This window comes from Aliikangiella sp. G2MR2-5, assembly GCF_015687155.1.
Classification (GTDB): Bacteria; Pseudomonadota; Gammaproteobacteria; order Enterobacterales; family Kangiellaceae; genus Aliikangiella.
The window spans coordinates 519,694-534,062 of record NZ_JADPQF010000001.1 but is presented as its reverse complement, the minus strand read 5'-3'; the positions used below and the strand labels follow the sequence as shown (position 1 = coordinate 534,062).

Here is a 14,369-nt window from a genome sequence, read left to right as displayed (position 1 = left end):
GATTATCTCTTTCTTACAAGAAATTTTCTTTTTTAGTTAAAAAGTTAACTAATCCGTGCCTTTCCGTATTTCAATTTCCTGCGTTTCGTTAAGTGAAATTTGTTGTAGATAAAACACCTTATGTGTTTACCGTATACGCTGACATCCCCATCAGAATTATTAAGACTATAACCATAGTCCCCCCAGCAAATCGAACAACTTGTCTTTATTGGGGATTGGCTTTATACCAAGAAAAATTTAGGGTCAGTGTAAATCTATCTCTAAATCAAAGTTATCGACATTGACCTCGCTTTTTGATTTTTCAGAGAATTAATTAACTCTGACACCAATTTTTGTGACACCAATTTTTGTTATGCATTTTTACAAGCCCCTCTTATTTTTAACAATGCATTCTGCACTATGGTTTGCACTTCATCGAATTTTTCATTATTAATAGCATTGTAAATTTCATTGTGTATGGAGTGGTCGATGAATTGTCCGTTTACAATTTTCATAACATTGGGAAAACCAACGTTTCTTAAGCGACACAAAGAATAGGACATGAACTTCTCATCAAATTCACTCTTCGGCACCTTACCTTCCAGTTTTACAATGAATATATCACCTTCCAGATTCGGGATTAGCTTCTCTTCAATAAAACTGCAAAATAGCTCTCTATTCGTATAGCAAAAGAACTCACTTCCCTCATTTTCCTCAAGAAAAGCATCATACGCCTCCTTGAATCGCTTGTTTTCTTGAGACGAACGATAGCCTGCAAAACAAATGAGTAAAAAAACGACGAAAAATAGCATTAATCCGTACATGATGACTTATGCATAACACTTGGGTAAACTGCGCCGCTAGGCGTCAGTTTGAACCTTTTGTTATGTGATTACTCTTGCCATAGAAATGACGTTGCATATTTTTTGTTGCCGTCTTCATCATCTATACCAATATAGTGTGGAAATCCTGCTGCAACTAGCGCTATAGATAAGTCACTCAGCAGCATCCAAGCATCTTCGACAGGAATTTCGAAATATCCATGCGCGATCATAATATCAGTATCCGATGAGTCCATTGCCCACTCGAGGTAATTACAATCTTGCCCCGCCTTTAAGATGACTTTTTTGTTATATCCAGATAAATATGGCATAACGTCAAGCCTACAACGACCTAGATGCTCCTCTATCCCAGCTAGTCCTTTAGGGGCTTCTATCTCCATATAAAATTTGCATTCTGGATTCATATTTTCACACACATAACGAAAAGTACATGTGCGAAGTGTCTTTCAACTTTGTCACATGCTACGGGTTGTTAAGAGCTCGCACAATTCTGTCTGATGTATTCCTGTTTTTCGGAATACTAACTTTGTACGATCTCAGATTGGCGAGTTTACGATAGGAAGAACAAACAAGGAATGATGGCGATGTGACTTTCTTCTCCTTAAGGCGGAGGCAGTGTCCGTTGCATGTAACCACGATTTCATCAACGCGCCCGGCCTCCGCCTTAAGGTAACGATGAAAAAATGGCACGTCAACTCCCTTATTTATTTTTCTCTCGATAAAACGCAAATATCGATACGGCATTATGTTACCGTATCACTCAACTACTCTCAGCAGAAAAATTTGTTCTCCGTATTCTGCTCTTAACAGATTATTATCTTCACTAAATCACGATAATACGGAAAATTTTTTATATGCAAAAGAGCTTTTTGTCTCGTAGCCATGAGTTAAATCTATTTTCAGACATCCTGATTTAATCCAATATCCTACAACATCAACCGGCCTTTTCCTACAGCTTGAGCGGATTTAGCTGATTGGCGTGAATCAATGAACAGGTAGAATAAGAGCAGAACTTTCTTCTCAAGGATGAGAACTAATGGCCATACCTCGTAAATATCTCGTTGACAGTGAGTCAGCTGGATTTTATCACTGCATTTCCCGCTGCGTTCGACGCGCTTATCTATGTGGCGATGATCCTGTTTCTGGGCGTAACTGTGACCATCGCAAAGCTTGGCTGGAAAATCGAATGCTGGCGCTGTCAGATATTTTCTCTGTATCACTCTACGCTTACGCCATCATGGATAACCATTATCATCTGGTTCTGAAAGTTGACCCTAAAGGCGCTGAAAAATTAACTGATGAACAAGTCGCCGAGCGTTGGTTAAAGGCCTATCCCGGCCGATTGGATAAACCTGAGAACCATAAACTTCGAGAATTAAAGAAACAGGCTATCATGGCGGATAAAGCTAAACTGGCCAAGTATCGAAAACGCCTCGGCAAGCTTTCCTGGTTTATGGCAAGGCTGAATGAGCCTCTGGCGAAACAGAGTAACCTGGAAGATTGTGTCAAAGGTCGATTCTGGGAATCTCGCTATCAGTCGATTCCGCTACTCGATGAAACTTCAGTTCTTGCCTGTATGGCTTATGTCGATTTAAATCCAATTCGTACAGGGATTACTCAGGAGCTGGAATCCTCACTCCACACGTCAATCAAACGGCGAATTGATAAACTAAAAACTTCACCCCTTCAGATGAATGAACCACTGATTCCGGTTAACCAGTCGCCTGATGAGTCTCTTTGCACATTTAACCTGAGTGATTACCTAGCTTTAGTAGAATGGACGGGCCGTGCTATTGTTCATCAGAAAAAGGCTGCTATTCCGCCTTATGTCAGCTCCATCTTTCAGCGTTTAAATATTCAACAAGGTAATTGGCTCGACCAAATTCAAAAGCTCTGTCATGGACAACCGACGATGATGGGCTCAATTGATAAACTCAGAGAAAAGGCTAAAGCCATTAAGAAAAGCTGGGTTAAGGGAGTTGGGCAGGCGAAGTTGCTGTATCAGTCCTAATTGATAAAGACTAAAAAATCTTTTCTATTCTGATTTGGTAGGCGTAGCTATGTCGAAGAATCAAATGTCGATACATTATTCTTACGAGTTTTGGCTTTTTGTTTTTTCAAGCAATATCTATAAGCCTTTCTTAAGTTTTACCCTTAAAATACTGATAGGCCGTGAGTCATATAGGCATCTATTAAAACCTGAGTGTCTGATTTAGTTTGTGTCAATCATAAAAGTACATATAACGCTTGTTTAAATTGTGAGGCTGTTTTTTAGCCGAATTCATTTTCTAACCCTTGTTAGGCATTTTCACACACGTACTTAGCGGGATAGCCAAGTCTCATATCTATACATAAGACACGGGAGTTCCCCTTGGCTTCACAATTAGGAGCGGATACATATGTTTCTTGTTGAGGAATCACTCTAACACTAAAGTATGGGTTATCTCGTACGACTTCATATGGAAATCCATCATAGTCGAATCTATCATCATGTGTAGCGCCGTTTAATCCACTTAAAATCTTTCCTATGAAGTGGAAAGTAACTCTTATAGTTCGCTCTTCATCTCCAGAGCCAGAGCCGTAAAGATCAGTTGGTGATTGAAGCTCAACTCCAGCTCGGCCAAACTCGTCTAATAATTTTTCAGGGATTATTTTCTTATACGCCAACTTCCATTCTGTGCATAAATCACAATCACATCCGTAAGCAGGCGTACCTTTCTGATTCTGTATTTTTCTGGTTTCTTCCAAATCAACAGCCAGCATCCAGCCTGAAAATGGAATTGTAGGTCGACGTTTCTTCATATGTGCCTAACGAAAAGTACATGTGCGAAGTGTCTTTCAACTTTGTCACATGCTACGGGTTGTTAAGAGCTCGCACAATTCTGTCTGATGTATTCCTGTTTTTCGGAATACTAACTTTGTACGATCTCAGATTGGCGAGTTTACGATAGGAAGAACAAACAAGGAATGATGGCGATGTGACTTTCTTCTCCTTAAGGCGGAGGCAGTGTCCGTTGCATGTAACCACGATTTCATCAACGCGCCCGGCCTCCGCCTTAAGGTAACGATGAAAAAATGGCACGTCAACTCCCTTATTTATTTTTCTCTCGATAAAACGCAAATATCGATACGGCATTATGTTACCGTATCACTCAACTACTCTCAGCAGAAAAATTTGTTCTCCGTATTCTGCTCTTAACAGATTATTATCTTCACTAAATCACGATAATACGGAAAATTTTTTATATGCAAAAGAGCTTTTTGTCTCGTAGCCATGAGTTAGACGTCAAACTTAAAGTAAAGTCTCGTTATTATCGTGATTTACTGACGATAAATACACATCTCGAAAATAGAAGTTCTTTTAAAATCATATGGATAGCCAAATAATGAAGCGTGGTAAGAACATTATCACTTGACCACAACTACTTATACAGTACGAGTAGGAGCCGATACATTTTATTTTTACGAACGAGTCATCCTGACGCCAGAATTCCCCGAATGGTTTGACATGGCTCCACATAGCTGATTAGTAATATTGAAGATTTATTACCATTCACCGCCTGTATCCACGTTCCATCCCGGCCAGGCCGTTATCCTACAGCACCAGCCTTCCATTTGCCGCTATTATTAAATACACTGCCGGAAACCATCTATCGTAGTAGACCCCTTACTCATGCAATGGCTTAGTCGCAACAAACCACTGGTTAAACACGTATTAATACTAATGTCTTCGATCACGCTCGGAGGCATCATATACGTATTACTGGCACAATTATCGGGTCTGCTGACAATACACGAATTCGAGCCTCACCCTATAAGCCAAATCAGTTTTCTGCTGTTGAAGATCTGTTTACCCTGGTTGTTACTTTCACCGTTGGTGACAATCATCGCTTTAAGAATCCCATTAAGTCCGGTTAAATGGGCGTCTCCGGCGCTGATTCATCTGGGGCTTTTTCTCCTTGTGTCGCTGGCTCACGGAATTGCTATCAGCTACTCTTACCACTACCTGGAAGATATGAGTCCCGGTATGAGAGGATATCAACCCTGGCAGCATGCCGGTCATTTTCTATTTGGCGACTCCCTCTTTCTGATCGATATCATCGTCTATACGATATTTATCAGCAGTTTTAATCTGAAGAATTTCTATGCCATTGCCCAGCAAAAGGAGCTCGATTCAGTACGACTTAATCAGCAACTGACTCAGGCAAAACTGGAAACTCTGCAGATGCAGGTTAACCCTCACTTTCTGTTTAATACGCTGAATGTAATATCCGTACTGGTGTTAAAAAATGACAGCGAAAAAGCCGGACAAATGATCGAGCGCTTAAGTAACTTTTTTCGCCAATCGCTGAATGATAACCATCAAATGATGGTTACGCTAAAACATGAACTCGAAACCATTCAGAACTACCTGGCGATTGAACAAGTACGATTCGGTGAGAAATTGTCGATTGAAATCAATTGCGATAAGAAACTGGAATCGATAAAAGTACCTAATATGATCCTGCAGCCCTTGGTAGAAAATGCCATGAATCATGGTATTGGCCAAATTGAAGGTTTGGGTAAGCTCACTATCGATTGCAATCAAATCAAGGACCGTTTGACTCTTCGAGTAGAAGACAACGGTGCAGGATTCGACTATAAGCAAAATAAACAGAGTAGCGGTATTGGTCTCACCAACGTGAAAGCTCGACTTCAACAAATTTATGGTGATGACCATCAATTTGAAATCAATGGCCGAGCCGGCGAAGGCGTCTGTGTTACTTTAACCTTGCCTTTACAAAAAGCTGAAAGGACTTAATCGAATGACAATCAAAGTGTTGCTTGTAGATGACGAACCATTGGCTCGGGAAGGTATCCGGTTGAGACTTGAGCAGGAGGCCGATATCAAGATCATCTCGGAGTCTGGTGGAGGCAGCGAAGCAATCCGCTCCATTTTAAGCGACAAACCTGATGTCGTATTTCTCGATATCAATATGCCCAAAGTGAATGGCTTCGATGTAATCCGGGCTGTGGGGGTTGAAAATATGCCGCTGGTTGTGTTTTTAACTGCGTATGATCAATACGCCATTGAGGCTTTCGAAGTCAACGCCGTTGACTATATTTTAAAACCGCTTTCCCGGGAGAGACTTGAGCAAAGCCTCGCCAGAATAAGGGAACAACTGAATAGCAATAACATTGGAAAACATGTTGCACAATTGCAGTCCCTTTTGGGGGGTATGTCCGATACCGAGCGAACATCCTCCCCCGGTAAGCCATCAGAGCGAATCCAGATCCGCTCGCATGGCCGGGTAGTCTTTGTCACGCCGGATGATATCCGTTGGATTGAAGCCGATGGTGACTATATCAATATCCACACGACGACAGCCTCTCACCTGATGCGTGAATCGCTACGCAATATGGAGCAACGTTTACAAGACTCCGGCTTTCAGCGAATACACCGTTCAACCCTGATCCGCCTCTCTTTAGTCAGGGAATTGCTTACCAATGACGCCGGCGACTATACCGCGGTACTTGATGATAATACTCAACTGAAAGTTAGCCGAAGTTATCGCGAGCAACTGATCTCCAGTCTCACTGAGCAGAACTAATCAGAAAAAGATTAAATTCTTTCACCGCATCACTCTGTCACTAGACCTAACTTTCAGGCTGTTCACAGATTAGCAGGTGCGGCACCAATATGCCTTGAATAATATAGTGTTTATCACAGCCTATTATGCAAGGAAATAATAATGTTTCGAATACTGATCTTGACACTCTTTTTGATTACCCCGTTTGCTTCGGCAAAACAGACAGAGCAGCTTGCACAAATCACCAACTTCCATTTCGTCAACGACGATCTTGCCTCCGCAGGACTCCCCAAGCCTGAACAACTTAAATTGTTGAAAGACTATGGCTTTCAACATGTGATCAACCTGATACCGGGAGTACAGCTCAAGGAGAAACGAAAAGTTCAGCAGCTGGGTATGACTTTTGAACAAATAAAAGTCGACTGGCACAACCCGACACTGGAAAATTTCAAGCAGTTCGTCGCGTTGATGGAGCAATATAAAGATGACAAAGTCTTTGTTCATTGTCAGCTTAACTGGCGAGCATCAACTTTTGTTTATCTCTATCGAATAACCCAGTTAAAAATTGATAAGCAACAAGCGGTAAAAGATCTTGTCGCTATCTGGCAACCAGAAGAAAGGTGGCAAAGCTTTATCGATGAGACACTAAAACACTATGCTAGGTCCGACAGTTCAATACGGTCAGCCCAATGACCAGGCAATACATCAACCCGTATCTTGCAGGTATTATTTTAGGCCTGATCTTAACGGCGAGTTTTTTAATCGCCGGACGCGGACTCGGGGCTTCAGGCGCGGTTGCGCAATCATTGGCCGAAACGCTGCCGAATCAGGGAAGCTATCTAAAATCAATCGACGCGCCAGGAAGCCTTTTGGAGTCGTGGATATTTATCGAAGTTATCGGAATGATTGTCGGCGGTTTCCTGTCGGCAAAGTTTAGCGGACGTTTCGCTCCAAGGGTGATCAAAGGAAGTCAACCGAGCAACTTTCGACGATTTGTCTGGGCTTTTAGCGGCGGCATATTAATGGGCTTTGCGGCCCGCCTTGCAAGAGGCTGTACCAGTGGTCAGGCGCTGTCCGGCGGTGCTCTACTCAATACCGGTAGTTGGGCATTTATGCTGGCGGTCTTTATTGGCGCCTACGCTACTTGTGTTTTCTTTAAAAAGGAGTGGCGATAGTGTTTCCGCTGTATGAGTTTCAACATATTGGTGACGGTATCCACCTTATATTCGCGCTTATTATTGGCCTGGCTTTCGGCGCAACTTTAGAGCAATCCGGACTGGGCAATCCGAAAAAATTAACCGGACAATTTTTACTACATGATATGACGGTTTTCAAAGTTATGTTTACCGCCATTATTACCGCGATGACAGCATTGTTCTATCTTCACTATCTGGGCTGGATAGAGCTTTCCATCATTCGCTTTACTGCAAGTTTTCCGGCTCCACAATTTATTGGCGGTCTGATATTGGGGGTGGGCTTTATGATCAGTGGTTACTGTCCCGGAACAGCTTTTATCGGTGCAGCAAGCGGTCATAAAGACGGATGGTTCACAATTGTCGGTCTTTTTATTGGAAGCTTTGTGTTTGCGACTAGTTACACATGGCTGGAAAGTTTCTATTCAAGCCGCTCACCCCTACCAGAATTTCTTTACCAGTTTTCTATGCTGACTTACGGCATGACAATATTAATTATTTGTTCTTTAGCACTATTGTGCTTTTTTGTGGTGGAAAAAATAGAAAATCATTTTTCGCTATCGAGGAGTGAGCTATGCAAAACAGAACCTTAATCATACTAACCCTGGTATTTCTTCCTCTTGGACTCTCGGCATTTTTTCTTGAAGAACGACCGATAACCGATGAAGATGCGTTAATGCTCTCTTTCACGGAGTTTGATGAATTAGTTGAACAAAAAGTGAGGAAAATTTCACCACTCAAGCTCGCAAAACTCTTAATGGAACAGAATCAGAACTATTTCCTTTTAGATCTGAGGGAAGCTGCAGACTACAAAATCCCAACATCAGAAAACTATGACCTGAACCTCATTAAACAATCAAAATGGCGTTTAAACGACAACATCATTCTTTATTCAGAAAATGAAGCCGAAGCACTACAAGCTTATTACTTGCTGATGATTAGAGGCTTTTTCAAGGTTACTATTTTAAGCGGAGGGTTCGAAGCGTGGAAAAAAGAGGTTCTATTTCCACAGAAAAGCGAAATACCCGCAGAACTTCTCAAAGAGCGAGAAAAAACCAGTCGATTTTTTGGCGGTGAGCTTAGCGACAGTAATAGCTCACCACCGTCAGCTCCCAATCCTATACAGCTACTCAAACAAAAACATCAACGTCACGGTTGCTAATCACAGTAATAAAATTTTCAACTATAGACCGGATAGAGAGTCTTCGTGCAAGCCACACTCTCTTTTCAAACCGCCAAAACGTGTTTCTTCTTCACTCATTCCTGCAGATAATGGCACTGTGCTATGGATATCACCGATGGACACGTATCCTTTCTCCCAAAGCGGATGATACGGTAAATTATGCTTTTTAAGGTATTGATAAACCACCCGATTATTCCAGTCAATCAGCGGATGAACTTTTAACCTTCCCCTGATTTTTTGCAACACTTCAAGATTCTGTCTGCTATTTGATTGGCTTCGCATTACACCTGCAAACCAGGTGGATACATTAAGTTGTTCTAGTCCCTGCTCCATAGGTTCGACTTTATTCAGCTGATTATATTGCTTTAAACCATCTAACCCTTTTTCCCAAAGTTTTCCAAATCTTGCCTCCTGCCATGCAGGGCTAATAGGCGAACGAAAAACTTTCAGGTTAAGGCTTAGGCGGTCAGTGAGCTCCTCGATAAACTGGTAGGTTTCCGGAAAAAGATAGCCGGTATCAACCAGGATGATCGGGATATCGGGCTTTAACTGGGTCACCATATGCAGGCTAACCGCAGACTGAACGCCAAAGCTCGAAGACAGGGCAAACTCTCCCGGTAAATTTTCAAGCACCCAGGCAATTCTATCCTGGGCGCTCATTTCTTCCAGCGCTTCATTTGCGGTAGTAATACGTTGTTCATTCCAAACTGAATCAAGCATCTTGCATTGCTCCGTTATGAAAAACCCCATGTTCCTGTTTTTAGTATTTACTTATGAAAATCAAGACCATTTTCGACAGCTTTAATGACACCTGTTCGAATAACAAAGTCACCAAAGCGTTCATCAGTCAGCCTACTTTCAGAGTAGTCTTTCAGGATCGGCCTTAAGGTCTCCAATATTTCCTGCTCTCCGATGTTTTCACGAAAAAGCTTGTTGAGCCTGTGTCCGGTATGACTAGCCCCAAGATAGAGGTTGTATTTGCCTGGTGCTTTACCAACCATACCTATTTCGCCCAGAAATGGTCGCCCACATCCATTCGGGCAACCGGTCATTCGCACATTGATCGGCAGATCGCGAATTGAGTACTCAGATAATATTTCTTCCAGCTTATCAACAAAACTCGGCAAATATCGCTCGGCTTCTGCCATAGCCAGTGAACAGGTTGGAAAAGCCACACAAGCAATCGAGTTTAATCGAGTCGGCGACTCAGTTTCACCAATACTGATATTGTGTGTTTTCAATATCGCTGACACCTTATCTTTGATGGTCGGATTGATATTGCTGATGATCAGATTTTGATTCGGAGAAATCCTGAACTCACCATTATGAATTTTTGCGATCTCAAGCAGACCGGAAAAAATCTTTTTGTCTTCACTATCAATAATTCTTCCGCTATGGATATACAGCGTTAAATGCCAATTGCCATTTTCATCTTCAATCCAGCCGTAACGATCGCCATTATGAATAAATTGATAATCTCGTGCTTCTGGCAATTCAAATCCTAAATAGGCATGTAGCTTTGCAACAAAGTTATCAATGCCCAAGCTATCGATAGTGTATTTGAGTCGAGCATGTTTACGCACTTCCCTGTTACCAAAGTCGCGCTGTACCTTGACTACATTTTCTGCAACAGCAAGCACTTGTGAAAGATCACAAAATCCAATGATATTCCCTACTCTAGGATAAGTTGTCTGGTCTCCATGGCTGCTTCCCATGCCACCGCCAACAACAACGTTAAAACCTATCAATTCATTGTTTTCAACAATTGCGATGAAGCCGAGATCGTTGGCAAAAACATCTACGTCGTTGTAAGGAGGAATAGCGATCGCTGTTTTGAATTTTCGCGGCAAGTAAGTCTGTCCATAAATAGGCTCTTCACTCGACTCCACTTTCTCACCATCCAGCCAAATTTCATGGTAAGCCCTGGTTTGTGGCAATAGATGTTCACTAATTCTTTTAGTCCACTCGAAAACCTCTGCATGAATTTTTGACGTTTCCGGCAAAGGGTTACTCATCACGTTACGATTGACATCACCACAAGCTGCAATGGTATCCAGCATAGTTTCATTAATACCAGCGATGGTTTTTTTCAGGTTTCTTTTAAACACACCATGCCATTGATACGCCTGACGCGTCGTTAACCGCAAACTGCCACTGGAGTATTTGGTCGCCAGTTCAGCCATTTGAATATATTGCTGAGAAGTTGCAACTCCGCCCGGAATTCTTGCCCTGATCATAAATGAATACAAGGGTTCCAGTTTTTGCTTACGTCGCTCATTTCTAAGATCACGATCATCTTGCTGGTAGATTCCGTGAAACTTAATCAGCATTAAATCGTCGTCCGCCACAGAACCTGTTACCGAATTTTGCAAGCTTGGAGTAATGGTTCCGCGCAAATAGTTACTTTCGACTTTGATACGCTCTACATCAGAGTGCTTACCAGGATCGAAGCTGGTTGGCTGGATAGCGTCGTTAATTTCGACCTTATTCTGAACTTCATTAATCAATTTGCTAGTAGCCATAATTAGTACACATCTCTTTGGTATCGTTTGTCTTTTCTTAATTGTTTCAGGTAATCATCAGCTTGTTCAGCTGATAAGTTTCCTTGTTCCTGAATAATATTCTTCAAGGTAGCTTCAACATCTTTTGCCATGCGGTTCATATCACCACAGACATATAAATAGGCACCTTGCGAATTTATCCAATCCCAGATTTTCTCCGCATTTTCTTTGAGCCTGTCTTGCACATAGATTTTTTCTTCCTGATCTCTAGAAAAAGCAACACTCAACTCATTAAGAACCCCAGAATTTAACGCTTCCAAAAGTTCAGTTTGATAAAGAAAATCGGTATTGAAATTCGGATTTCCAAAAAACAACCAGTTCCCCCCTTTAGCCTGGCGCTCTTCGCGTTCTTGCAAAAAGGCTCTGAACGGCGCAATACCTGTACCAGGACCAATCATTAAAACGGGCTTGTCATTTTCAGGTAATTTGAAGTGACGGTTTTCTTCAACAAAAACTAGTACCTGATCATCTTCTTCAAGTCTTTCCAGAAGAAAACTACTGGCGGCACCTTGTCGCTTGCCGGATTCATTTTCTGATTCGGCCAAAGCGACAGTAAGATGCACCTCTTCCGGGTTAGCTTCCAGACTGGAAGAAATTGAGTACATGCGCGGCTTGATCGGTTTTAGCAGATCAACCAGTTGTTGAGCTTCAAGCTTTAGTGGCGCGAGAGAGAGCAAATCAATTAGTTGATGATTGCTTACATATTCTGCATAACCTTCGCTAACAATTTTGGCAACCTCGTCACTGCCAGAAAGTTTTGCATAGTCGCTTATCAAGCCTTTATTAAGTAGTGTGATCTCCAGATTTTCAATCAATGCCTGTTTTAAACTACGCTCGACAGATTTGATTACAACCTTTTCATCACCGTTTAGCTCTACCAACTTAAGGATATCGTTAACAGTTTGCTCGTCATTTTTCGCCCAAACCCCCAGAGAATCTCCTGGCAAATAATGTATGCCCGAATTTTCCAGACTGAGTTCAATATGATGGATCTGTTTAACTGAACCACGGCCGGTTATCTTCTGATTTGCTAACACTGTAGCGCTAAACGGCTTTTCTTTACTCCACTGATCAGGTGCTACATTATGTACTGCTTGATTAGAATTAGCTGATGACGGATTGCTTCCCGTCAACTCTCTGAGTTTTTCGGTGATAGAGTTGATCCACTCTTCGGCCTGAGCTTCATAGTCCAGATCGCAATCAACGCGTTCAATCAAAGGCTGAGAACCCAATTTGCCAAACGCCTGGTCAAAGTCTTTACCTGTCTGGCAGAAAAACTCATAGCTGGAATCGCCGAGACTTAATACCGCATGCTTCACACCATCAAGTTTTGGCGCTCTTTTACCTAACACGAACTCATGAAAGTCGATAGCATCGTCCGGTGGCTCGCCCTCACCATGAGTTGAAGCGACCAGAAGTATTACCTGCTGCTCTTTAATTTCTTTACCTTTGATATCGGCGACCGAAGAAAGTCTTGCTTCCAGACCACTTTGCTCCAGGCTTTGATGAAGTTCAGTAGCAATTTTCTCGGCATTTCCTGATTGAGACGCGAAAAGCACCAACGTTTTTAACGCTACAGCACTATTGGACTGTTCTAACAAGTCTTGGCTCGAAGACAGATTTAAGCCGACAGCAGTATTGACTGCATTAGGAGATTTCCCCCTGGCATCAGCTAAACCGGAACAGTATCCGCTAAGCCAATATAAAGACTTGGCGTCATATTGCTGGACACTTTCAAGCAGGTCGCTATTAAGCGGCGCCGCTCCTGTAGGAAAATCGACTTTATCGTTCACAAGGTTAACTTCGGATTAATGAAAATTGACCTAGATTTTGGACTTGTAAAGAAAAAGGAACCACTAATTAACAGCTATTGGGAAATAACCTGGAGTCATGATGAAAATAGAAATCAGCCTGGAGGCAGGAAATATTATGTCGAATAATCAATGAATCAGGATGCGACTCAGGGTTCATGAAAGAAGATCGTCTGCTTTTTTCCTTTATCTTTTGCTCGATACATTGCTAAATCAGCACAGCGTAATAATTGATTAACAGAAATAGCGTCCTGAGGATAAATACTAACTCCCACACTTGCGGAAACACTGGCGTGTCCCATTAAATCTGTCGCTCTTGTTACCGACTCGATCATTTTCTCGGCAATAACTCTGAGTTCGGATATATCCTTGAACTCTTCAACCACTAGTACAAACTCATCTCCGCCCAGGCGTGCTAACGAGTCGGTCTTGCGTATTGATTTGTTCATTTCAAGAGCGGCGGCCTTTAAAATGCTGTCTCCTACATGGTGACCCAGTCGATCATTTACTTTCTTAAAGTTATCAAGGTCGATAAACAGAACCGCGAGCATTCTGCTGTGTCTTTCGCATCGACTAATACCTTCTGAAATACGCTCCAACAAACTGGCGCGATTCTCCAACCCGGTTAGCCCATCATAACTTGCGGCTATCTGAAGACGAGTTTGTTCTTTTTCACGCGTCAAAATGATGGCTGCCAGCTTAGCCACAGTTTCCAGTAACAAATAGTGAAATTGACTAGGCTCTCGAGTCGTTTTACTCGCTAATGCAAAAGAACCTATAGACTTTTGTTGAGGGTCCCTTACCGGCATTGACCAGCAAGCTCTGATTCCAAATTCTTCAATATAGCCAGCAAACCCCTGCCATCGATTGTCACAGGCTGTGTCGCACACAAATTGAGCTTCATTCTTAAAGACTGCAGTACCGCATGAGCCCGCATTTTCACCAGGAACCAATCCTTCCAGCTGGCCAATTGCTTCCGCAGGCATATTGGGAGCGGAGCGAACAACCAGATGATTTTCCGGCTGCTCAAAAATCATGATCGATGCTGTCGAATCTGGCAGCAGACCTTCTGCAGCAATACATAATTTATCAAGCGCTTCCTGATATTGGTTGCTGGTAACCACTACTTCCAGAATGTCTTTTTGTACTTGTAAAAGTTGATTGGTTTGTTGTTGTTTGAGCGCAACAGCAGCACGCTCCTCAATACTTCCCCTCACTCCCACGTGCCCT

At 42.3% G+C, this 14,369-nt stretch carries 14 protein-coding genes; 7 read left to right on the top strand and 7 right to left on the bottom strand.

The genetic code is table 11. The features are described 5' to 3' along the window. Window positions 1-350 precede the first annotated feature (350 nt). A complete protein-coding gene (locus IYN84_RS02300) occupies window positions 351-791 on the bottom strand; it encodes a hypothetical protein (protein WP_210330270.1) in 441 nt (146 codons plus the stop codon). Window positions 792-871: 80 nt separating this feature from the next. Then, window positions 872-1,201 (bottom strand): hypothetical protein, encoded by a 330-nt coding sequence (locus IYN84_RS02295; protein WP_196137548.1) that lies wholly within the window; start codon window positions 1,199-1,201, stop codon window positions 872-874. Window positions 1,202-1,857: 656 nt separating this feature from the next. Between IYN84_RS02295 and IYN84_RS02290 the strand changes: the two genes are divergently transcribed. Continuing rightward, a complete protein-coding gene (locus IYN84_RS02290; protein ID WP_196137547.1) occupies window positions 1,858-2,832 on the top strand; it encodes a transposase in 975 nt (324 codons plus the stop codon). Between the two features lie 287 nt (window positions 2,833-3,119). Here the strand turns inward: IYN84_RS02290 and IYN84_RS02285 are convergent, their stop codons facing one another. Further along, window positions 3,120-3,623 (bottom strand): hypothetical protein, encoded by a 504-nt coding sequence (locus tag IYN84_RS02285; protein ID WP_196137546.1) that lies wholly within the window; start codon window positions 3,621-3,623, stop codon window positions 3,120-3,122. An 871-nt stretch (window positions 3,624-4,494) separates the two neighbouring features. Here IYN84_RS02285 and IYN84_RS02280 point away from each other — a divergent pair. From IYN84_RS02280 to IYN84_RS02255, 6 genes are all read left to right on the top strand, one after another. Continuing rightward, window positions 4,495-5,622, top strand: a complete 1,128-nt coding sequence (locus IYN84_RS02280; RefSeq protein ID WP_196137545.1) for a sensor histidine kinase — start codon at window positions 4,495-4,497, stop codon at window positions 5,620-5,622. A gap of 4 nt (window positions 5,623-5,626) precedes the next feature. Then, window positions 5,627-6,412, top strand: a complete 786-nt coding sequence (locus IYN84_RS02275) for a LytTR family DNA-binding domain-containing protein (protein ID WP_196137544.1) — start codon at window positions 5,627-5,629, stop codon at window positions 6,410-6,412. Between the two features lie 141 nt (window positions 6,413-6,553). After that, window positions 6,554-7,084: a protein tyrosine phosphatase family protein gene (locus IYN84_RS02270; protein WP_196137543.1), complete on the top strand. Its 531-nt coding sequence runs from the start codon at window positions 6,554-6,556 to the stop codon at window positions 7,082-7,084. Further along, window positions 7,081-7,566 carry a YeeE/YedE thiosulfate transporter family protein gene (locus tag IYN84_RS02265; RefSeq protein ID WP_196137542.1) on the top strand — a complete coding sequence of 162 codons (486 nt, stop codon included), beginning with the start codon at window positions 7,081-7,083 and terminating at the stop codon, window positions 7,564-7,566. Before IYN84_RS02270 ends, IYN84_RS02265 begins: the two co-directional genes overlap by 4 nt. Continuing rightward, window positions 7,566-8,177 carry a DUF6691 family protein gene (locus IYN84_RS02260; protein WP_196137541.1) on the top strand — a complete coding sequence of 204 codons (612 nt, stop codon included), beginning with the start codon at window positions 7,566-7,568 and terminating at the stop codon, window positions 8,175-8,177. The genes IYN84_RS02265 and IYN84_RS02260 overlap by 1 nt, the downstream gene beginning before the upstream one ends. After that, window positions 8,159-8,746, top strand: coding sequence for a rhodanese-like domain-containing protein (locus IYN84_RS02255; RefSeq protein WP_196137540.1), 588 nt, complete (start codon window positions 8,159-8,161; stop codon window positions 8,744-8,746). Before IYN84_RS02260 ends, IYN84_RS02255 begins: the two co-directional genes overlap by 19 nt. Window positions 8,747-8,767: 21 nt before the next feature. On the opposite strand, the gene IYN84_RS02250 is transcribed toward IYN84_RS02255, so the two are convergent. From IYN84_RS02250 to IYN84_RS02235, 4 genes are all read right to left on the bottom strand, one after another. Then, window positions 8,768-9,487 (bottom strand): phosphoadenylyl-sulfate reductase, encoded by a 720-nt coding sequence (locus IYN84_RS02250; protein ID WP_246722576.1) that lies wholly within the window; start codon window positions 9,485-9,487, stop codon window positions 8,768-8,770. A gap of 47 nt (window positions 9,488-9,534) precedes the next feature. After that, window positions 9,535-11,289 (bottom strand): assimilatory sulfite reductase (NADPH) hemoprotein subunit, encoded by a 1,755-nt coding sequence (gene cysI, locus IYN84_RS02245; RefSeq protein WP_196137538.1) that lies wholly within the window; start codon window positions 11,287-11,289, stop codon window positions 9,535-9,537. A 2-nt stretch (window positions 11,290-11,291) separates the two neighbouring features. Beyond that, window positions 11,292-13,121 (bottom strand): assimilatory sulfite reductase (NADPH) flavoprotein subunit, encoded by a 1,830-nt coding sequence (locus IYN84_RS02240; RefSeq protein ID WP_196137537.1) that lies wholly within the window; start codon window positions 13,119-13,121, stop codon window positions 11,292-11,294. Between the two features lie 167 nt (window positions 13,122-13,288). Beyond that, on the bottom strand, window positions 13,289-14,362 hold the full coding sequence (locus tag IYN84_RS02235) for a sensor domain-containing diguanylate cyclase (protein WP_196137536.1): 1,074 nt from the start codon (window positions 14,360-14,362) through the stop codon (window positions 13,289-13,291). Window positions 14,363-14,369: the final 7 nt, after the last annotated feature.

Bases quoted from the DNA above. Each gene is read 5' to 3' on its own strand.
- IYN84_RS02300 (WP_210330270.1), bottom strand. From the start codon at position 791: ATGCTATTTTTCGTCGTTTTTTTACTCATTTGTTTTGCAGGCTATCGT.
- IYN84_RS02295 (WP_196137548.1), bottom strand. From the start codon at position 1,201: ATGGAGATAGAAGCCCCTAAAGGACTAGCTGGGATAGAGGAGCATCTA.
- IYN84_RS02290 (WP_196137547.1), top strand. From the start codon at position 1,858: ATGGCCATACCTCGTAAATATCTCGTTGACAGTGAGTCAGCTGGATTT.
- IYN84_RS02285 (WP_196137546.1), bottom strand. From the start codon at position 3,623: ATGAAGAAACGTCGACCTACAATTCCATTTTCAGGCTGGATGCTGGCT.
- IYN84_RS02280 (WP_196137545.1), top strand. From the start codon at position 4,495: ATGCAATGGCTTAGTCGCAACAAACCACTGGTTAAACACGTATTAATA.
- IYN84_RS02275 (WP_196137544.1), top strand. From the start codon at position 5,627: ATGACAATCAAAGTGTTGCTTGTAGATGACGAACCATTGGCTCGGGAA.
- IYN84_RS02270 (WP_196137543.1), top strand. From the start codon at position 6,554: ATGTTTCGAATACTGATCTTGACACTCTTTTTGATTACCCCGTTTGCT.
- IYN84_RS02265 (WP_196137542.1), top strand. From the start codon at position 7,081: ATGACCAGGCAATACATCAACCCGTATCTTGCAGGTATTATTTTAGGC.
- IYN84_RS02255 (WP_196137540.1), top strand. From the start codon at position 8,159: ATGCAAAACAGAACCTTAATCATACTAACCCTGGTATTTCTTCCTCTT.
- IYN84_RS02250 (WP_246722576.1), bottom strand. From the start codon at position 9,487: ATGCTTGATTCAGTTTGGAATGAACAACGTATTACTACCGCAAATGAA.
- cysI (WP_196137538.1), bottom strand. From the start codon at position 11,289: ATGGCTACTAGCAAATTGATTAATGAAGTTCAGAATAAGGTCGAAATT.